The sequence below is a fragment of the Arthrobacter sp. YD2 genome (assembly GCF_030410475.1).
Taxonomy (GTDB): domain Bacteria; phylum Actinomycetota; class Actinomycetes; order Actinomycetales; family Micrococcaceae; genus Arthrobacter_B; species Arthrobacter_B zhangbolii.
In genome coordinates this window covers 504,293-522,522 of sequence record NZ_JAUHHB010000002.1, presented here as the reverse complement: position 1 = coordinate 522,522, position 18,230 = coordinate 504,293, and the positions used below count along the sequence as shown (strand labels likewise).

Genomic DNA, 18,230 nt, shown 5'->3' with positions numbered 1-18,230 from the left:
CCCACGGAAGTGGGGGTCCGCTTTTTGGTTTGCCCTTAAGCCGATTCCCGCTCCACAAGCGAGGTCGGCAGGCGAGTGATCCGCTCAGCCGGCCGGCCCTCGATGAGGTCCACCAGTACCTCGGCCATCTTCTCGCCCAGCAGGGAGATCGGATGGTGGATAGTAGTCAGCGCCGGTGTGAGACTGGTGGCGTAATAGTCGTCGTCGAAACCGACGACGGCGATGTCCTCGGGGATGCGCAGGCCGCGCTCCCTGATGACCGAATACGCGCCGGCGGCCATCTGGTCGTTGGCGGCGAACACGCCGTCCAGGGGTGCCCCGCGGTCCAGCAGCCGCTGCATGGCTGCCGCACCGGAGGCGACCGTGAAGTCGCCGATTTCCACCAGCGCGTCTGTCAGCCCGGCGCGGAGAACCTCGCCCCGCCAGCCCGCGAGACGGTCCACGCCCGGGTGCATGTCCTGCGGACCGGCGATGGTGGCGATGTTTGTCCGTCCCGATCCGGTCAGCCGGGCGGTGCCTGTGGCGGCTCCCTTTTCGTTGTCGACCTCCACGAAGTACGCATCCGCGGAGTTCAGGAGCGGCCGCCCGGCGAAGACCAGGGGCAGGGAACCGTCCAGATGGGCCCAGGAGTGGTCGCCGGTATGGTGGGAGACCACCAGGACGCCGTCCACGTTGCCGCCCAACAGGTAGCGCCGGGTTTTCTCCGGATTCGATTCCGAGGACGTCACCATGTTGAGCATGTACTCAGTGGTGTTCAGGTACCGCGCAACGCCCTCAACGACGGCGGCGAAGAACGGATCCGCAAAGACCTTCGAGGTGGATTCCGGGACCAGGAGGGTGACCGTGAAAGTACGCCGGCTCGCCAGTGTCCGCGCCGCCCGGTTGGGTACATAGTTCAGGGCCTGCACGGCCTTCTGCACCGAGGCGGTGAGTCCCGGATCAACGGACGATGCGCCGTTGACTACCCGGGACACCGTTGCCCGGGACACCCCGGCCAGGGCCGCGACCATTTCCAGAGTCGGGGCAGGACGGACCTGGCCGGGCTCAGCGTTCACCATGTTCTCCCTCGGGACCGGGGCCGGGACATTCGGCCGATGCCCAGCTTACGGGACCTCACACCGCTGAGGCCGCCGCGGCCGTGCTCCTGCCCGCGGCGATGAGCTGCCGGTAGGCATGGCCGCTGTCCTTCACCGTCCGTTCCTGCGTTTCGTAATCCACCCGCACAATGCCGAAACGCTTGCTGTATCCCCAGGACCATTCGAAATTATCCAGCAGGGACCACACAAAGTAGCCCCTGACATCGGCTCCCGCAGAGATGGCCTCCGAGACCGCCCGGATGTGGTCGAGGATGAACCGGGTGCGTTCGGTGTCCGGGACGCTCCCGTCTTCGAGCACCTCGTCGTCGTAGGCAGCCCCGTTCTCCGTGATGTAGAGCGGCGGCAGCTGCGGATACTCCTCGCCCAGCCGCAGCAGCAGCGTGCGCAAGCCGCCGGGGTTCACCTCCCAGTCCATCCCCGTGCGGGGCAGGCCGCGGCTGGGGAAGGTGATGTGCTCCGCCCCGATCCATGGTGAGGCCGTGGGCCGTCCGGAACCGCCGCCGTGCCCATCTGAGCCGGAGGTGTCCGGATGCCCGCTGATCTGGTCATCGTGATAGTGGTTGACGCCCAGGAAATCGATAGGCGCCCCAATGGTTTCCATGTCACCGGGCAGGATAAGTTCGTGCAGGCCGTACGGTTCGAGGTCGCGGAGCGAGTCCTCCGGATAGGCGCCGCGGAGGATCGGGTCCAGGAAAATCCGGTTCTGCAGGGAATCGAACAACCGGGCGGCCTCCACATCCACCGGGTCCGCCGCGTCGCGGGGGATCGAGTTGCTCAGGTTGAGGGTGATGCCCAGTTCCCTGGCTCCAAGTCCGCGCAGCTCGGTGACTGCCATGCCATGGGCGAGATGCTGGTGATGGACGGCGGCAATTGCTGCGCGGGGGTCCTGCCGGCCGGGCGCGTGTGCGCCCGAACCATAGCCGAGCAGCGAGGAGCAGAAGGGCTCGTTGAAGGTCGTCCAGTGGGCCACCCTGTCGCCCAGGGCCGAATAGACGTCCCGGGCGTACTCCACGAACCGGAACGCGGTGTCCCGGTTTGTCCAGCCGCCTGCCTCCTCCAGTGCCTGCGGAAGGTCCCAGTGGTACAGGGTTAGCCAGGGGAGGATGCCGGCTTCAAGGAGTTCATCAACGAGGCGGGAGTAGAAGTCCAGGCCCTTCCGGTTGAGGTCCCGGCCGCCTGGCCGCACCCGTGCCCAGCTGGTGGAGAACCGGTAGGAGTCCAGTCCCAGGTCCTTCATCAGCGCCACATCCTGGGGCATCCGGTGATAATGGTCCACGGCCACCGCGGGGGTGTCGCCGTTCCGGACGTTGCCGGGGACGGCCGCGAAGGCATCCCACACGGACTCTTCCTTCCCGTCCTCGGCGGCGGCGCCCTCAACCTGGGCAGCCGCCGTCGCGGAGCCCCAGATGAAGCCGGCCGGGAAGTTGTTCCATTCCGGGGTGTTGTTTGTCATTAGCCCTTCACTGCTCCCTGCATAATTCCGGATATAAGTTGTTTGCCTGCAAGCACAAAGAGCACAAGCAGGGGGATGGTGGCCAGCACTGCGCCGGTCAGGACCACCGAGTAGTCCACGTACCGGGAGGATTGAAGCTGGCTGAGTGCCGTCTGGAGGGTCGGGTTTCCGGCGTCGAGCACCAGCAGCGGCCAAAGGAAGTCAGTCCAGGCCGACATAAAGGTGAACAGGCTGAGAATGGCCATAGCCGGCCTGGCGGCGGGCAGGGCCACATGCCAGAACGTCCGGATCATGTTGGCCCCGTCCATGCGGGCGGACTCGATCAGCTCGTCCGGGATCACGTCCACCAGGTACTGGCGCATAAAGAAGACACCAAATGCCGTCACGAGCGTCGGTACGATCACCGCGCCGATTTCGCCCGTCCACCCGAGGGTCCGCATCACCATGAACAGCGGGATGATGCCCAGCTGGGTGGGTATGGCCATGGTGGCCACCACCGCAACCATCAGCACCCCGTTGCCGCGGAACCGCAGTTTGGCGAAGGCATAGCCCGCCAGCGTGGAGAAGATGACGACTGACACCGTGATGATGCTGGAGATCAGGACGCTGTTCCACAGTGCGGTCCAGAACGGGATGGTGTCCATCACCTCGCCGACGTTGGTCCAGAAGTTGCCGCCCGGCAGCAGCGGGGGATAGGTCAGGCCCAGTGCCTCGTTGGACCGGCTGCCCACTATCGCCGACCACCACAGCGGGTAGGCGGAACCGATAAAGAAAGCCAGCAGCAGACCGTACGTCAGGAACCCGGGGCGAAGCCCGTTTCCGAAGGCCCGGTTTCGCAGACTCGGCCCTCTGCGGGGCGGTGCCGATTCCCGTCCGGGCGCGGCCTTGCGCTCTATGACACTCACTTTTTCTTCCCTTTCACGGCGGTGCGGCCGCGGGACGGGCCGCCGGAGGCTATCCGCCTGGACAGGGCCAGGTTGATGATCCCGACAACGATGATCAGGAGGAACAGCAGCCACGCGATGGCAGAGGCCTCGCCGAAGTCCTTGCGCTGGAACCCCATTTCCCAGAGGTACAGAACCGTTGTCTGGAACTGCCGCTGGGAGCCGCCGGCTTCCGTCGGGTCCAGGAGTCGCGGTTCGGTGAAGATCTGCAGTCCGCCGATGGTGGAGGTGATCACCACGAAAATCATGGTGGGCCGGATGCTCGGCAGGGTGATGCTGAAGAAGCGCCGGAAGGCACCGGCGCCGTCCAGGGCTGCGGATTCGTAGATTTCCCGCGGCACTGACTGCATGGCGGCGAGCAGGATCAGGGCGTTGTACCCGGTCCAGCGCCAGTTGACCATGCTGGCCACGGCCACATGGCTGGGGAAGGTCTCGGTCCGCCACATGATGGGATCAATTCCGAAGTTCCCCAGGATGCTGTTGATGAGTCCGTAGTCTTCACCGAACATATTCGTGAAGATCAGCGCCACGGCCACGGGGGTGACCACGTAGGGGACCAGGACACTCATGCGCCAGAAGGTTTTGGCCCGGATGTTCTGGTCCAGCACGGCGGCAATCAGCAGGGCGCCGGCCAGCTGCGGAATGGCTGAAAGCAGGAAGATGCTCATGGTGTTGAAGAGCGAGTTCCAGAAGAAGCGGTCCGCGAGCACATTGGCAAAATTGCCCAGTCCGACAAACTCGCCCTGGCCCTTCAGCAGGTGCCAGTCGTAGAGGGACACGTAGAACGTGTAGATGAGCGGAAAAAGGCCCACCAGCGCGAAAAGGAGAAAGAACGGGGAGATGTAGAGGTACGGCGACGCCTTGAAATCCCAGACGTTAAGGCGCTGCCGGAAAGAGGGTTTGGGCTTGTGCGCCGGCGCCGGGGGCGCGGACGGCTTGAGGGTTACGGTCATTTCGATTCTCACAGTCCATGAGGGGCCCCCGGTTTCCCGGAGGCCCCGACGGGGAGCTAGTCCTGTTCGACCTGCTCGTTCAGCAGTTTGATCGCCTCGTTCCAGGCACCTTCGCCGTCCAGGCTGCCCGCATCAAGCTGCGTCAGAGCGGCTCCGAAGACCTTCTCCTGGATCACCGAGTCATCCGGACCCTTGAACTGCGCCTTTACGCCCTCTGCGCGGGAGGCGAGGATCGCCCCGGTAGGAGCGTCGTTGAAGACCTTATTGGGCGTTGCATCCTCGGCGAGCTGTTGCTGTGCTTCCAGGGTGCTGGGGAAGTTGTTGGCCGCTGCGGACTGCTTGACCTGCTGTTCCGGGGCGGTGAGCCAGGCGGCCAGCTTTGCTGCTTCCTCCTTGTGCTCGGACTCTTCCGATACGGAGAGGAAGGCGCCGCCCCAGTTGGATGCCCCACCGGGGAACACATCGGCGAAGTCCCAGCCGGAGTCTTCGGCACCGCCGGCAGATTCCAGCTGTTCCTGAATGGTGCCGAGCATCCAGCCCGGGCACACGAAGGTGGCGAAGGAACCGTCGGTGAAGGCGCGGCCCTTGCCCCAGTCCCACTTCTTCTCGTTGCCGGACAGGCCGGCCTCGGTTCCGGCAGCGAGCTGCATGAACTGTTCCTTCATGGCGGCGTTGTCCTCAATGTTCAGGTCGCCGTCGGCAGTGTAGTAGCCCTCTTCCATCTGGTTCACCATGGAGTTCCAGACAAATCCTGACTGGTCATACCAGCCCAGCCCGGTCTTCTCGTGGTATTCGTTGCCCAGTTCGAAGTAGCGGTCCCAGGTGGCGTCATCCCCGCCGAAGAGTTCCGCCACTGCCTCGCGGTCGCTGGGCAGGCCGGCGGCTTCGAAGAGCTTTCCGTTGTAGCACAGGCCCTGCGGCCCGATGTCCGTGCCGTAACCGATAACGCGGCCCTCCGCGTCGGTGCCCTGCTGGTATTTCCAGTCGACCCAGTTGTCCTTGATGTCCTCGGCGCCGTAGTCATTCAGGTCCACGAATTCGTCGGAGACCTCCATGACGGCGCCGAGCCAGCCTTCTTCAATGGCGACGACGTCGCTGACGCCGGAGCCGGCGGCCAGTTTCGTGAAGAGGTCAGTCTGCGCGTTGGCTCCGCGGTCGATGTTGTTGTGCCGGATCTTGATGCCCGGGTTCGCTTCTTCGTACTCGGCGTAGAGATCGTCGTAGCCGAAGGTGCCGAAGGTGGTGATGGAGATTTCCAGGGGATCCTCCGCGGTGCCGGCCTGGCTGTCTCCGCCGCCACAGCCGGCGGCGAGCAATGCGAGGGCTGCGGCGCCTGCCACTGCCCCTGCCCGGTGCTTAAAGTTCTTCACGGTCACTCCTTTGTGTGTGGGTCTAGCCGGTGGTGATAACTGTTTGGACCGTGCCGGGACAGCAACCGGGCCTGATCCGCCGGGGGCGGGACTGAAGCTGGATACAAAAGAGAGCCGGTCCGCAAACATCCGCCGGACTGAGAGAGCGCTCTCTGATCTTCGTGTGAGCCTAGGTGTGACAAAGGTCACTGTCAAGAGAGCGCTCTCTCAGATTGGTTGTGGCATGCGGGTGCGGGATTATGCGCTGCGGGGGAAGAGGGGCGTCCCGCCCGGCGTGCCGGGGCTACTGTCCGCTTAGGCGCGTGTGCTGACCGTGATCGTGAATTTGGGGTTGCGGGCTACTTCACGGGTGGGGCCGACCAACCGGGTCAGGGCCGGCTTGTAGGCCAGATGGCTGTTCCAGACCGTCCAGAGTTCCCCGCCGGGCACCAGGACACGGCCGGCGTCGGCAAACAGCTTCAGCGCAATACCGGCGTGCACGCTGGCACCGATATGGAACGGCGGGTTCAGCACCACCAGTTCGGCTGAACGCTCCGGAAGACCGGCCAGTGCGTCATCCCGCCGGACCCGCACCTGCTCCGCCACGCCGTTGGCTGCCATGGTTGCGGAGGCGGAGGCCACGGCGGCAGCTGACTGGTCTGTGGCCAGCACCTGCAGATCCGGGCGGGTCAGTGCCAGATATGCGGCAATGGCCCCGGTACCGCAACCCAGATCGATGGCGGACGCCGCCTGCCGTGCTTGCGCCAGGTACGGCAGCAGGAACCGGGTGCCGATGTCCAGGGATGCCCCGGCAAACGCGGCACCGTAGGCCCGCAGTTCCAGCGGTGCGGTGAGTTCGACATCGTGCTTCTGGGCGAGCGGAAACCGGTCCTCGGGCAGCCGCTCAGCGGGCAGCGGACCGGCCGCGGTCAGGATCCGGGATTTCTGCCGGGCCAGGCCGGCGGAGACGGAGCCGAACCACCGCCCCAGGACGGCGTTCATGGCGGTGGTCATGTGCTTGACCCTGCCGCCGGCATAAACCACCACACCGGGATCGGCATGCCGTGCGATCAGGGCGGCTATTTCCTCGAGCGCGTCAAGGGACCGCGGCAGCCGCAGCAGCACCGTGCGGGCTCCGTGCACCAGTGCCGGATCCAGCGGCAGCGAGCGGTACACCCCGGCCAGCCCGGCGGCGTCGGCGTTGCGTGCCAGTGCCAGCTCACCGGAATACGGATCCTGATGGACCCGCAGGTCCCGCACACCGTGCAGCGCGGCCGCTCCGAGAGTCAGCGCACCATAGGCGTCCCCAATGACGACGACGCCGCCTGCGTCCGCGCACAGGCGGTCTGCGGCGGTATCCAGCAGCAGCCGGTCCGCAGCATCGTGGGCCTGCAGGTTCTCTGCCTCGACATCGGGGCGACGGCTGAGGTTCTCAAAGGAAAACCCGGGCGTCACGGCGGGGTCTTGCGTCACAGGTCGATCCATTCTGTTCCAAGCGGTTCCGGGGTGCTGACCCCGGCGGTGAAGGCTGCCAGCCGGTCATGAAAATGCTCAGCACTGCCCGGGGTGTCCGGCAGGGCCACGGTGATACTGGCCCCGGCCGCTCCGTAGTCGGTGCCGGTGACGCTGAGGCCGGCATTGCGCAGGTCGTTTTCCAGCCGTCCAGCCTCGGCGTGGCCGGCGGGCACCGCGTAAAGCAACATCCGACGCCGTTGCAGCAGGGGAGCGGTGGACAGGGCAGTGGAGACGGATTCCGAGTAGGCCCGCACCAGTCCGCCGGCACCCAGCAGAATGCCGCCGAAGTAGCGTACGGTGACCGCCGTGATGTCGCTCAGGTCCGTAGCGCCGCCGGCGGTTTCACGTTTGGTCAGTGCCTCCAGCATGGGGATGCCGGCGGTTCCTGAGGGTTCGCCGTCGTCGTTTGAGCGCTGGACCTCGCGTCCCGGGCCCAGGACGAAGGCGCTGCAGTGGTGCCGGGCGTCGTGGAATTCGCGGCGCAGTTCTGCGACCAGCGCCCGTGCCTGGTCTTCGGTTTCGGTGCGGCGCAGCACCGTGATGAAGCGTGAGCGTTTGATCTCCAGTTCGGAGCGGTGCTCCCCGGCAACGGTGGTGTAGCGCCCCGCCGCCGCGTCGATGTCACTCACCCCTTTAGTCTAGTGGTCCGGCGCCGCGGCTGCCCGGGGCCCGGGGCTTCGGCGGTAGGCTGGGCTGCATGCTCAAGGTTGGACTCACCGGCGGGATCGCCGCCGGAAAATCCCTGGTTGCCCGGACCCTCGTGGAATGCGGCGCCGTTTTGATTGATGCCGATGCCCTGGCCCGCGAGGTGGTGGAACCGGGAACTGACGGTCTCGCCGCCGTCGTGGAGGCGTTCGGTCCTTCCGTTCTCGCGCAGGACGGCAGTTTGGACCGTGCCGCGCTGGCGGCAGTGGTGTTCGGCGACGATGAGCGCCGGGCGGTCCTTAACGGCATCATTCATCCGCTGGTCCGTGCCCGCGCCGCAGCGCTGGCGGCTGAAGCTCCGCAGGATGGGATCCTGGTGCAGGATATTCCGCTGCTGGTGGAGACCGGACAGGCCGGAAACTTTGACTTTGTGCTCGTGGTGGAGGCTCCCGAAGAGGAACGCCTGGCCCGGATGGTCCGGGACCGCGGGATGGATCCCGACGCCGCACGGGCGCGGATCGCGGCGCAGGCCACCGCCGCTGAGCGCGCGGAGGCCGCCGACGTCGTCCTGCACAACACCGGTACTCCCGAAGACCTGGCGGCCGCTGTGCGGGCGCTGTGGGAACAGAGACTGGTGCCGATGAACCGGCGCAGGCCGGACGCCGAAGGGACCGGATAATTTCCGTTCAGCCCCTAGCAAAGCGGACCACGGCTGACCGCATGGCGGAGTAGTTTTGTAGACATGAGTCTTGCGCAGGACATCAAGAGAGTAGTGGCGCCCTTCGAGGTCGTCAGCGATTACCGGCCGGCCGGCGACCAGCCCACCGCCATCAAGGAACTGGCCGAACGGATCAATGCCGGCGAGAAGGATATAGTCCTCCTCGGAGCCACCGGTACCGGCAAAAGCGCCACCGCGGCATGGCTGGTGGAACAGGTTCAACGGCCCACCCTGGTCATGGTGCAAAACAAGACCCTCGCCGCCCAGCTGGCCAACGAATTCCGTGAGCTGCTGCCGAACAACGCCGTGGAATACTTCGTTTCCTACTACGACTACTACCAGCCGGAAGCCTACGTCCCGCAGACGGACACCTTCATCGAGAAGGACTCCTCCATCAACGAGGAAGTTGAACGGCTGCGGCACTCCGCCACCAACGCCCTGCTGACCCGCCGCGATGTCATTGTCGTGGCCACCGTTTCCTGCATCTACGGTCTGGGCACCCCGGAAGAGTACATCGAGCAGATGGTGACCCTGCGCCGCGGGCAGCAGATGAACCGAGACGACCTGCTGCGCAAGTTCGTGGCCATGCAGTACGTGCGCAATGACATGGACTTCCACCGCGGCACTTTCCGGGTGCGGGGTGACACGGTGGAGATCATCCCGATGTACGAGGAAAACGCCATCCGCGTCGAGTTCTTCGGCGACGAGATCGAGAACATCTATACCCTGCATCCGCTGACGGGCGACGTCATCCATGAAGAAACCGAGATGTACGTTTTCCCGGCGTCGCACTACGTCGCCGGTGAGGACCGGATGCAGCGGGCCATCCGCAACATCGAGGATGAACTGCAGGTGCGGCTGGCGGAACTTGAATCCCAGAACAAGCTGGTCGAAGCCCAGCGGCTGCGGATGCGCACCACCTATGACCTGGAAATGATGCAGCAGATGGGGTTCTGCAACGGCATCGAGAACTACTCCCGGCATATTGACGGCCGCGGCCCGGGGACCGCCCCGCACTGCCTGCTGGACTACTTCCCGGACGATTTCCTGCTCGTGGTGGACGAGTCACACGTGACCATTCCGCAGATCGGCGCCATGTATGAAGGCGACATGTCCCGTAAGCGGACCCTGGTGGACCACGGCTTCCGGCTGCCCTCGGCCATGGACAACCGGCCGCTGAAGTGGGACGAATTCCTCGAGCGGATCGGCCAGACCGTGTACATGTCCGCCACCCCGGGCAAATACGAACTCTCCAAGTCGGACGGCTACGTGGAGCAGATCATCCGGCCCACCGGGCTGGTGGACCCGCAGGTGGTGGTCAAGCCCAGCAAGGGCCAGATCGATGACCTGCTCGGCGAGATCCGCACCCGCACGGAACGGGACGAGCGCGTGCTGGTGACCACCCTGACCAAGCGCATGGCCGAGGACCTGACCGGGTACCTCCTCGAGCACGGGGTGAAGGTGGAGTACCTGCACTCCGACGTCGACACCCTGCGGCGCGTGGAGCTGCTGCGCGAGCTGCGGATGGGCACGTTCGACGTGCTGGTGGGCATTAACCTGCTCCGTGAGGGCCTGGACCTGCCCGAGGTGTCGCTGGTGAGCATCCTCGATGCCGACAAGGAAGGCTTCCTGCGTTCCTCCACGTCGCTGATCCAGACCATTGGCCGAGCCGCGCGTAACGTCTCCGGCGAGGTCCACATGTACGCGGACCGGATCACCGACTCCATGGAACATGCCATCGACGAAACCAACCGTCGCCGGGACATCCAGATCGCCTATAACAAAAAGCACGGCGTGGACCCGCAGCCGCTGCGCAAGAAGATCGCCGACATCACCGATCAGCTGGCCCGCGAGGACGCCGACACCAAGGCACTCCTGGAGGAAGCGGCCAGGAACAAGAAGGCCAAGGGCAAGGGCAAGGCTGTCCGTAAGGACGGACTTGCCGCCGCCCCGGCGGAGGACCTGACCGAGCTGATTGCCTCCATGACCGAGCAGATGCATGCGGCCGCGGCCGAGCTGCAGTTCGAACTGGCAGCCCGCCTGCGCGACGAGGTGGGAGACCTGAAAAAGGAACTGCGCCAGATGCAGTCTGCCGGGCACGCCTAGGGTTGCTTCGCGTCTATTGTCGGCGGCCGGCGCTACGCTGGGCTGATGGTTTCTGCTCAGCCCAGCCCAGCACCGGTGCCGGCCGCTGCCGTGAACACCCCGTGGTGGGAGATACTTGGCGCCCTTGGCCCGCTGGCGGTGCTCGGCGCTGCCATCCTCACCTTTGTGATCGGTTGGAAGACGCTGGACCAGCGGCGCCGGGCAGACGCCGCTGCCCTGGAACAGCGCCGGGAAGCAGACCGCCGCTCGGAATGGTGGGCGCGGGCGCAATGGGCCATCGATGCCTCCCTGTCCGAGGACCCGCACCGGCAGGAAACCGGCCTGGGTGTCCTGAACCTCCTGGCACAAAGCGACCTGGCCGGTGAAGAGGAAGCCGCGATCATCAGCATTGCCTCGGATGAACCGCTGACCACGTTAATGGACGCGGCCGCGATCCTGGGGGAGAATGACGATATCGACGTGACACCCGTGAAGGAGGCGGATAATGAGCAAGGCCATACCGCTGAACCCCGAAGCTAGGCATGCCGGCCGGCAGACGGCTACCGCCGTTGTACACCGCCGTGACCAGGAACGTGTCCAGATCCGTGCCGCCCAGCTTCGTGTCACCACAGACAAGAAACTGGGCCGGCAGACTCCTGACTGGGTCAAGGAACTGGCAAAGAAACCCCTGTAGCCGTCGAAGCTCCGCAGCGGAGTCTCCACAAAAACGCTTCAGGTCCCCGGCTATCCGCCGGGGACCTGCTTTTTATGCGTCGCCGCCGCGCACCATGCCCAGCAGGCGGTTGAAGATTGCCTCGCCGTCGTCGGCAATGCCGTCGTGGTGGAAGTCGCCGCTTTCCCAGACCTGCAGTCCCTTCACGGCAGCAGCGGTTTCCAGCGAGAGGTCCCGGTCCACATAGATGTCATCGGTGTACACCGCGGCCGCCACCGGCACGGTGTTCCGTGCCAGCCGGGCAGTGTCATAGAGCGGACCCCAGTCTGTCTTCTTCGCCAGCAGTTCCGCGGTCTCCTTCAAGGGCACCAACGCCGGGTCCTCGTCGAAGTACCACGGATAGACCATCTCGCCGGTGAACAGCGGCTCAGCGGCCGCGGGCTCGAATTCGGGATGGGACTGCAGCACCCGCCAGGCCGCCCAGTTCGTGGCTTCGCCCTGCCCGTAGATGGACTCGTGCATCAGGGCGTAGAGCGGGTTTGATGCCCGGCTGACCAGTCCGTACATGGTCTCCAGGAAGGTATCCGAAAGCCGGTCGCCGTCGGGGGTGGGGACAAAGGCTTCCTGCAGGAAGTAGTGCAGGCCGTCCACCCGGGTGTTTCCACCCAGGTAGGAGCCGGCCATCTGGAAGCGCCGGACGGAGAGCCGTTCGCCGGACGGCAGGTATTCGGGAACGCTGTCCAGATGCCGGGCTATGCGGGTAACGATGTCCCGGTCTTCGGGGTAGCGGGCAAAGTATTCGGCGTTGCGTGCGGCCACCCGCCCGAAGGTGGCCTCATACACCCGGTCAGCGGGACCGGTCAGCGGCGCCAGGCCGCCGGTAATCAGGCTCCCGCGCAGACCTTCCGGCGCGTAGGAGAGGTATGTGAGGGTACAGAAACCGCCGTAGCTCTGCCCGTAAGTGGTCCACGGTCCGGAGCCCAGGGCCCGGCGGATCAGCTCGGCGTCCGCAACAATGGAGTCCGCCCGGAAATGGGTCAGGTAGACCGCCTGGGCGGCGGCGTCACCGCGCAGGGCCAGCGTCTGCCGGTCCGCAGGGGTGGACAGCCCGGTGCCGCGCTGGTCCAGCATCAGGATGCGGAAGTGCTTCGAGGCGGCCTTGGTCCAGCCGCCGAACTGCAGCAGCCGGCTGCCCTTGCCTCCGGGTCCGCCCTGCAGGTACAGCAGCCACGGCAGTTCCCGCACCCGGGCAGCAGGGAGGGCCGCATCGGAGTACTCACGGGCGAAGACGGTGATGCTTTCCCCGTCCGGTGCCGCGTGGTCCAGGGGAACGGTGAACCGGTGGTCGGTGACGTTCATGCCACGCACCGTGTAGGGGGCCGACGCAGTGTGGGGAACGGGGATACGCGGGACCGGGGCGCTCATGCTGCCCCTCCTGAAACCACGGGGCTGCCGAAGGAGGACAGCGCGTCGCCGGTCAGCCGGAACGTGGTCCACTCATCCTGCGGAACCGCACCCAGGGACTTGTAGAACCGGATGGAGGGTTCGTTCCAGTTCAGCACGCACCATTCCACCCGGGCGTAGCCGCGCTCGACGGCGATCCCGGCCAGGGTGCGCAGCAGCGCCTTGCCCATGCCCTTGCCGCGCGCTTCGGGCCGGACGTACAGGTCCTCGAGGTAGATGCCGTGCACACCTTCCCAGGTGGAGTAGTTCAGGAACCACAGGGCGAAGCCCTGGACCCGTCCCTGCTCCACTGCCACATGCGCGAAAATGGCCGGATGCGGGCCGAAGAGGTTCTCCTCGAGGGCCTCCACCGTGTTCTTCACGGCGTGCGGCTCCTTTTCGTAGATCGCCAGATCATGGATGAGTTCCAGGATGACGGGGACATCTTCTTTGCGCGCGGGACGGATCTGCATGGGATCCAGCTTAATCCAGCCGTCCGGCGGTGATCACCTTGATGACGGGGCTGCCGGCTTCGTCTGAGGCGGCCAGGTCCACTTCCGCGGTGATGCCCCAGTCCAGGTGGTTGGCAGGATCCTTGAAAATCTGCCGGACCTCCCACTTGCCGGGCACTTCCTTGATGATCAGCAGGTTCGGGCCGCGGCCGTCGGGGCCGTCATCGATGTCCTCGTGTTCCTCGAAGTAGGCGTCCAGCACGTCTGCCCAGCGGTCGGCGTCCCAGCCGGCGTCGCCGTCGAGCTCGCCCAGCGCGCGGTCATCCTCGTCCGCGAAAAGCTTGACGCGGGAGAACATCTCGTTGCGCACCATCACCCGGAAGGCCCGGACGTTGGCGGTCAGCCGGTCCGGCACGGGCGGCAGCACGGGTTCGCTGCTGGCGTCGGGGTTGACTCCGGAGGTGAGTTCCTCCCATTCGTCCAGCAGCGACGAGTCGGTCTGGCGGACCAGCTCGCCGAGCCACTCGATGATGTCCTCCAGGTCTTCGCGGAGCCGCTCCGGGGGCACCGTGTGCAGCAGCGCCTTGTAGGTGTCGGAGAGGTAGCGCAGCAGCACGCCCTCCGAGCGCGCGAGCGAGTAGAACTGCACGTACTCGCCGAAGCTCATGGCCCGCTCATACATGTCCCGGACAATCGACTTGGGGCTGAGCTCGAACTCGCCCAGCCAGGGAGCACCGGAGCGGTATACCTCGAAGGACTGCTCCAGGAGTTCCGCCAGCGGCTGGGGATAGGTGACCTCTTCGAGCAGCGCCATCCGCTCGTCATACTCGATGCCCTGGGACTTCATGGCCGCGATCGCTTCGCCGCGGGCCTTTTTCTCCTGGGCGGAGAGCACCTGGCGCGGCTTTTCCATAATCGCCTCGATCACCGAGACCACATCCAGGGCGTAGGACGGGCTCTCCGGATCCAGGATTTCCAGTGATGCCATGGCAAACGGGGACAGCGGCTGGTTCAGGGCAAAGTTGGGCTGCAGGTGCACCTTCAGCCGGACGGTGCGGCCGTCGGCGTCGGGTTCGGGCAGCACCTCCACAATGCCCGCGGTTTTCAGTTCGCGGTAGATGCTCAGCGCCTTCTTCATCAGCGCCAGCTGGGAGGACCGCGTCTCGTGGTTGTTGGTGAGCAGTTTCTTGGCTGCGGTGAACGGGTCACCCGGGCGCTCCAGCAGGTTCAGCAGCATGGAGTGGGTGATGTTAAAGCTGGAGGTAAGCGGCTCCGGGGTGCCGTCCACGAGCTTCTCGAAGCTGGGTTTGCCCCAGGAGACAAAACCGGCCTGCGGTTTCTTCTTCACCACCTGGCGCAGCTTCTTCTGGTCGTCACCGAACTTCGCCTGCGCCTTGGCCATGGCCTTGGCGTTTTCGATCACGTGTTCCGGTGCCTGCACCACCACGGTGCCGGCGGTGTCATAACCCGCCCGGCCGGCGCGTCCGGCAATCTGGTGGAATTCGCGGACCTTCAGCGGCCGGGTGCGGGTGCCGTCGTACTTGGACAGGGCGGTGATCAGCACCGTGCGGATGGGCACGTTAATCCCCACGCCCAGGGTGTCGGTGCCGCAGATGACCTTCAGCAGTCCGGCCTGGGCCAGCTGCTCCACCAGGCGGCGGTACTTGGGCAGCATGCCGGCGTGGTGTACGCCGATGCCGTGGCGGACCAGCCGGTTGAGGGTCTTGCCGAAGCCGGGGGCGAACCGGAACCCGGCGATCAGCTCGGCTATGCGGTCTTTCTCCTCGCGGGTGCAGACGTTGATGCTCATCAGCGCCTGGGCCCGGTCAATGGCTTCGATCTGGGAGAAGTGCACCACGTAGACGGGGACCTGTTTGGTGGCCAGCAGTTCCTCCAGGGATTCCTGGATGGGGGTTTCCACGTAGTAGTAGTGCAGCGGGATGGGCCGCTGCACGGAGGAGACCGTGACGGTGTCCCGGTTGGTGAGCTCGCTGAGTTCGTTGGCGATCCGGGTCATGTCGCCCAGAGTGGCGGACATCAGCAGGAACTGCGCCTGCGGCAGCTCCAGCAGCGGCACCTGCCAGGCCCAGCCGCGCTGCGGATCGGAGTAGAAATGGAACTCGTCCATGATGACCGTGCCCAGATCCGCGTCCGGCCCTTCACGCAGGGCAATGTTGGCCAGGATCTCCGCGGTGCAGCAGATGATCGGTGCGTCCTTGTTCACCGAGGAGTCCCCGGTGACCATGCCCACGTTCTCAGCACCGAAAATCTCGCACAGGGCGAAGAACTTCTCGGACACCAGTGCCTTGATGGGAGCGGTGTAGTAGCTGCGCTCGTCGTGGGCCATGGCGTGGAAGTGCGCGGCAATGGCCACCATGGACTTACCGGATCCGGTGGGCGTGGCCAGGATGACGTTGTTACCCGTCACCAGTTCCATCACTGCCTCGTCCTGCGCCGGGTACAGCGACATACCGCGGCTCTCAACCCATTCCAGGAAGGAGGTGTAGGTCTCGTCGGGGTCAATGGTTGCGGTGGCGGAGGGACCGGAGGGCAGCTGCTCAAGAAGTTTCATGTCTCTACCAGACTAACGGGGCCGCGCCTGTCGCGTTTTTCCTCCCTTTCCGGCGGTAGGCTCGGCCGCATGAAATGGGATCCGGAAAAGTACACACAGTTCTCCTCGCACCGCGACAGGCCCTTCTTCGACCTCACCGCCCGGATAGCGGCGTCCTCGCCCGGGCGGGTGGTGGACCTGGGCTGCGGCACCGGGGCACTGACCGCTGCGCTCGCCGCCCGCTGGCCCGGTGCGCAGGTGACCGGGGTGGATTCCTCCGCCGACATGATTGAGCAGGCCGGGGCGTTGGAGTGTGCACCTCCGAATCTGGAGTTCATCCGGTCCCGGATCGAGGACTGGGAACCGGACGCCGGTACGGACGTGGTGGTCTCCAACGCTGCCCTGCAGTGGGTTCCCGGCCACCGGGACCTGTTGCGGAAGTGGGCCAAACGGCTCGACGCCGGCGCGTGGCTGGCAGTGCAGGTGCCGGGCAACTTCACTGCCCCGTCGCATGTGCTCATGCGTGACCTGGCGGCGAGCGCCCGCTGGGCACCGAAGCTGGAGGGGGTGCTGCGCCATGCGGACGCCGTCGCCGCGCCCGACGAGTATCTGGCTCTCCTGGTTGAAGCGGGGATGGAGGCCGATGTCTGGGAGACCAGTTACCAGCAGGTTCTCCCCGGGGAGGACCCGGTACTTGAATGGGTCCGCGGCACGGCGCTGCGCCCGGTGATTGCTGCCCTGACGGCAGAGGAGCTCTCCCGGTTTGAGGCCGAATACGCGGCTCTGCTGCGCAGTGCCTACCCGCAGCACGGCTGGGGAACCGTCTTTCCGTTCCGCCGCATTTTTATGGTGGCAAGGAAAACGGCGTAGGTCAGGCTTCGGGCGGCAGGCGCCGGCGCGGCCCGGAGGGATCCGCGCTGTTTGCGATGGTCCCGGTGCGTGCGGCTTTCATCAGCGGGGTGTTCAGCGTATCGATCTGGGCGCTCGCGTGCGCCCGGGTTCCCGCGCCGCCGCGTTCGTACAGCCGGGCGAAGTACAGGGCGGCACCGAAACCGGTCAGGAAGAAGCCGGCCACAATTGCTTCCGGGTTCAGTGACGGCAGCTGGCCGGCCGCGGCCAGCACGGCCAGGATGGGAATCACCGGCCCAAGCGGCAACCGTGCGCCCTCGCCCGGCCATTTGCGGAATCCCAGCACGGCCGCCGCAACGCTCACCACAATCATGGCGATAATCGCCGCCACGTTGGCAACGGAGACTACAAACGCGGTGTCCCGCAGCACCACCAGGAGAACGGTGATGATTCCCAGCAGCAGCACGCTTATGTAGGGGTGGCCGTTGCGTGTGTGCCGGCCCAGTGCCGGGGGAACATCCCCGCGGGCCACCATGCGCAGCATGATCTCCGAGGCGCCCAGCACATTGGCGTTGGCTCCCGAGAACGTGGACAGGCAGGCCGCAAACGCCACCAGGACGCCACCCCAGGCCCCCATGACCGTCTCGGCAGCCTGGGATACGCCGGTGGCGGTGAACCTGGTGATCCCGCTGGCTGTCATGGCCAGGACAGTGCCGAGGTAGACGAGACCGGAAACCAGGATGGTCAGCATGATGGCGCGCGGAACTGTTTTGCGCGGATTCTTCACCGATCCGGCCATGTTGGTGATGACGTTGAAGCCGGTGTAGGCAGTGAACAGCAGTGCGGCGGCGGAGAAGATCCCCCCGGTGCCGGAAGGCAGCGGCCGGTCAAGGTCATCGGGCCGGAGTTCGGTGAGGCCCCAGATGGAGAACAGCACCAGCAGGCCCAGTTTGATGCCAACGATCCAGGTCTCCGCCCGGGCGACAAGCGACGTCGGGCCGAGGTTCAGTGCGGTGACCAGTACGGTGGTGGCGAGCGCCACCGCCAGGGTGCCGGCCGCGGGCAGGAAGTATTCGCTGAAGTAGTCGCCGAAGGAGGCCACCAGGTAGGCGATGATGGTGGCCCCGTTGAGGTAAAAGGCCCACATCACAATGAACCGCCAGAAGGGGCCGAGGATGGTGCCCACGGGGGCGTAGCCGGATTCGCCGTCGCCGGCCCTGGTGGAAACCACGATGAAGGACAGTGCACACAGGAACATCACGATGCCCGCGAGGATGTAGCTGACGGCGGCGGCGGGTCCGGCCAGGTTGACCGCCGTGCCGGAAAGGGTGAATACCCCTCCGCCCACCGTGGTGCCAACCCCGAACGCTACGCAGGCTACGAGGCCGATCTGCCCCGGGGCCCGGGGCGTCCGGGACTTTGGCAACGCTGGTACGGCCACGGCTGCGCTCCCTCACTCGGTCCGGCAGGCCTCTTTGGAGCGTACGGCCGGCCGCGAAGCAG

General features: G+C 65.7%; 16 protein-coding genes. 5 read left to right on the top strand and 11 right to left on the bottom strand.

Going from position 1 to position 18,230, the window contains the following annotated elements:
- Positions 1–35: 35 nt before the first annotated feature.
- From QWJ37_RS09030 to QWJ37_RS09000, 7 genes are all read right to left on the bottom strand, one after another.
- Positions 36–1,058: a LacI family DNA-binding transcriptional regulator gene (locus QWJ37_RS09030; RefSeq protein WP_290245087.1), complete on the bottom strand. Its 1,023-nt coding sequence runs from the start codon at positions 1,056–1,058 to the stop codon at positions 36–38.
- Between the two features lie 55 nt (positions 1,059–1,113).
- Complete coding sequence (locus tag QWJ37_RS09025) at positions 1,114–2,550, bottom strand: GH1 family beta-glucosidase (protein WP_290245086.1); 1,437 nt, start codon at positions 2,548–2,550, stop codon at positions 1,114–1,116.
- A complete protein-coding gene (locus QWJ37_RS09020) occupies positions 2,550–3,389 on the bottom strand; it encodes a carbohydrate ABC transporter permease (RefSeq protein ID WP_227901986.1) in 840 nt (279 codons plus the stop codon). The genes QWJ37_RS09025 and QWJ37_RS09020 overlap by 1 nt, the downstream gene beginning before the upstream one ends.
- A gap of 62 nt (positions 3,390–3,451) precedes the next feature.
- The gene (locus QWJ37_RS09015; protein ID WP_227901943.1) at positions 3,452–4,447 is read right to left on the bottom strand and encodes a sugar ABC transporter permease; all 996 of its coding nucleotides are present in this window, start codon (positions 4,445–4,447) and stop codon (positions 3,452–3,454) included.
- Between the two features lie 56 nt (positions 4,448–4,503).
- Complete coding sequence (locus QWJ37_RS09010) at positions 4,504–5,817, bottom strand: extracellular solute-binding protein (RefSeq protein WP_227927837.1); 1,314 nt, start codon at positions 5,815–5,817, stop codon at positions 4,504–4,506.
- A gap of 294 nt (positions 5,818–6,111) precedes the next feature.
- Complete coding sequence (locus QWJ37_RS09005) at positions 6,112–7,269, bottom strand: methyltransferase (RefSeq protein WP_227901941.1); 1,158 nt, start codon at positions 7,267–7,269, stop codon at positions 6,112–6,114.
- Positions 7,266–7,940 carry a YigZ family protein gene (locus tag QWJ37_RS09000; RefSeq protein WP_227901940.1) on the bottom strand — a complete coding sequence of 225 codons (675 nt, stop codon included), beginning with the start codon at positions 7,938–7,940 and terminating at the stop codon, positions 7,266–7,268. The genes QWJ37_RS09005 and QWJ37_RS09000 overlap by 4 nt, the downstream gene beginning before the upstream one ends.
- A 68-nt stretch (positions 7,941–8,008) precedes the next feature.
- Between QWJ37_RS09000 and coaE the strand changes: the two genes are divergently transcribed.
- The 4 genes from coaE (at position 8,009) to QWJ37_RS08980 (ending at position 11,453) form a co-directional block, all read left to right on the top strand.
- On the top strand, positions 8,009–8,635 hold the full coding sequence (gene coaE / locus QWJ37_RS08995; protein WP_227901939.1) for a dephospho-CoA kinase: 627 nt from the start codon (positions 8,009–8,011) through the stop codon (positions 8,633–8,635).
- A 63-nt stretch (positions 8,636–8,698) separates the two neighbouring features.
- Complete coding sequence (gene uvrB / locus QWJ37_RS08990; protein WP_290245085.1) at positions 8,699–10,780, top strand: excinuclease ABC subunit UvrB; 2,082 nt, start codon at positions 8,699–8,701, stop codon at positions 10,778–10,780.
- Between the two features lie 45 nt (positions 10,781–10,825).
- Complete coding sequence (locus QWJ37_RS08985; RefSeq protein WP_290245084.1) at positions 10,826–11,299, top strand: hypothetical protein; 474 nt, start codon at positions 10,826–10,828, stop codon at positions 11,297–11,299.
- Entirely contained in the window at positions 11,265–11,453 is a 189-nt protein-coding gene (locus tag QWJ37_RS08980) for a hypothetical protein (RefSeq protein WP_227901936.1), read from the top strand. The genes QWJ37_RS08985 and QWJ37_RS08980 overlap by 35 nt, the downstream gene beginning before the upstream one ends.
- Before the next feature lie 72 nt (positions 11,454–11,525).
- Here QWJ37_RS08980 and QWJ37_RS08975 read toward each other — a convergent pair whose 3' ends face one another.
- Genes QWJ37_RS08975 through QWJ37_RS08965 form a run of 3 tightly spaced genes read right to left on the bottom strand, consistent with a single transcriptional unit; the run spans position 11,526 to position 15,899 of the window.
- Complete coding sequence (locus QWJ37_RS08975; RefSeq protein ID WP_290245083.1) at positions 11,526–12,857, bottom strand: alpha/beta fold hydrolase; 1,332 nt, start codon at positions 12,855–12,857, stop codon at positions 11,526–11,528.
- Entirely contained in the window at positions 12,854–13,348 is a 495-nt protein-coding gene (locus QWJ37_RS08970) for a GNAT family N-acetyltransferase (protein WP_290245082.1), read from the bottom strand. Before QWJ37_RS08970 ends, QWJ37_RS08975 begins: the two co-directional genes overlap by 4 nt.
- A gap of 10 nt (positions 13,349–13,358) precedes the next feature.
- Positions 13,359–15,899, bottom strand: coding sequence for a DEAD/DEAH box helicase (locus tag QWJ37_RS08965; RefSeq protein WP_227901931.1), 2,541 nt, complete (start codon positions 15,897–15,899; stop codon positions 13,359–13,361).
- A gap of 69 nt (positions 15,900–15,968) precedes the next feature.
- Here QWJ37_RS08965 and QWJ37_RS08960 point away from each other — a divergent pair, with 69 nt between their 5' ends.
- Positions 15,969–16,748 carry a trans-aconitate 2-methyltransferase gene (locus QWJ37_RS08960; protein ID WP_290245081.1) on the top strand — a complete coding sequence of 260 codons (780 nt, stop codon included), beginning with the start codon at positions 15,969–15,971 and terminating at the stop codon, positions 16,746–16,748.
- A 1-nt stretch (position 16,749) separates the two neighbouring features.
- Here the strand turns inward: QWJ37_RS08960 and QWJ37_RS08955 are convergent, their stop codons facing one another.
- Positions 16,750–18,168: an APC family permease gene (locus QWJ37_RS08955; protein WP_290245080.1), complete on the bottom strand. Its 1,419-nt coding sequence runs from the start codon at positions 18,166–18,168 to the stop codon at positions 16,750–16,752.
- Between the last annotated feature and the right edge of the window lie 62 nt (positions 18,169–18,230).

What these genes read in the sequence shown, in the direction of transcription:
- QWJ37_RS09030 (WP_290245087.1), bottom strand. Translation starts at nt 1,058, where the DNA reads ATGGTGAACGCTGAGCCCGGCCAGGTCCGTCCTGCCCCGACTCTGGAA.
- QWJ37_RS09025 (WP_290245086.1), bottom strand. Translation starts at nt 2,550, where the DNA reads ATGACAAACAACACCCCGGAATGGAACAACTTCCCGGCCGGCTTCATC.
- QWJ37_RS09015 (WP_227901943.1), bottom strand. Translation starts at nt 4,447, where the DNA reads ATGACCGTAACCCTCAAGCCGTCCGCGCCCCCGGCGCCGGCGCACAAG.
- coaE (WP_227901939.1), top strand. Translation starts at nt 8,009, where the DNA reads ATGCTCAAGGTTGGACTCACCGGCGGGATCGCCGCCGGAAAATCCCTG.
- uvrB (WP_290245085.1), top strand. Translation starts at nt 8,699, where the DNA reads ATGAGTCTTGCGCAGGACATCAAGAGAGTAGTGGCGCCCTTCGAGGTC.
- QWJ37_RS08985 (WP_290245084.1), top strand. Translation starts at nt 10,826, where the DNA reads ATGGTTTCTGCTCAGCCCAGCCCAGCACCGGTGCCGGCCGCTGCCGTG.
- QWJ37_RS08980 (WP_227901936.1), top strand. Translation starts at nt 11,265, where the DNA reads ATGAGCAAGGCCATACCGCTGAACCCCGAAGCTAGGCATGCCGGCCGG.
- QWJ37_RS08975 (WP_290245083.1), bottom strand. Translation starts at nt 12,857, where the DNA reads ATGAGCGCCCCGGTCCCGCGTATCCCCGTTCCCCACACTGCGTCGGCC.
- QWJ37_RS08970 (WP_290245082.1), bottom strand. Translation starts at nt 13,348, where the DNA reads ATGCAGATCCGTCCCGCGCGCAAAGAAGATGTCCCCGTCATCCTGGAA.
- QWJ37_RS08965 (WP_227901931.1), bottom strand. Translation starts at nt 15,899, where the DNA reads ATGAAACTTCTTGAGCAGCTGCCCTCCGGTCCCTCCGCCACCGCAACC.
- QWJ37_RS08960 (WP_290245081.1), top strand. Translation starts at nt 15,969, where the DNA reads ATGAAATGGGATCCGGAAAAGTACACACAGTTCTCCTCGCACCGCGAC.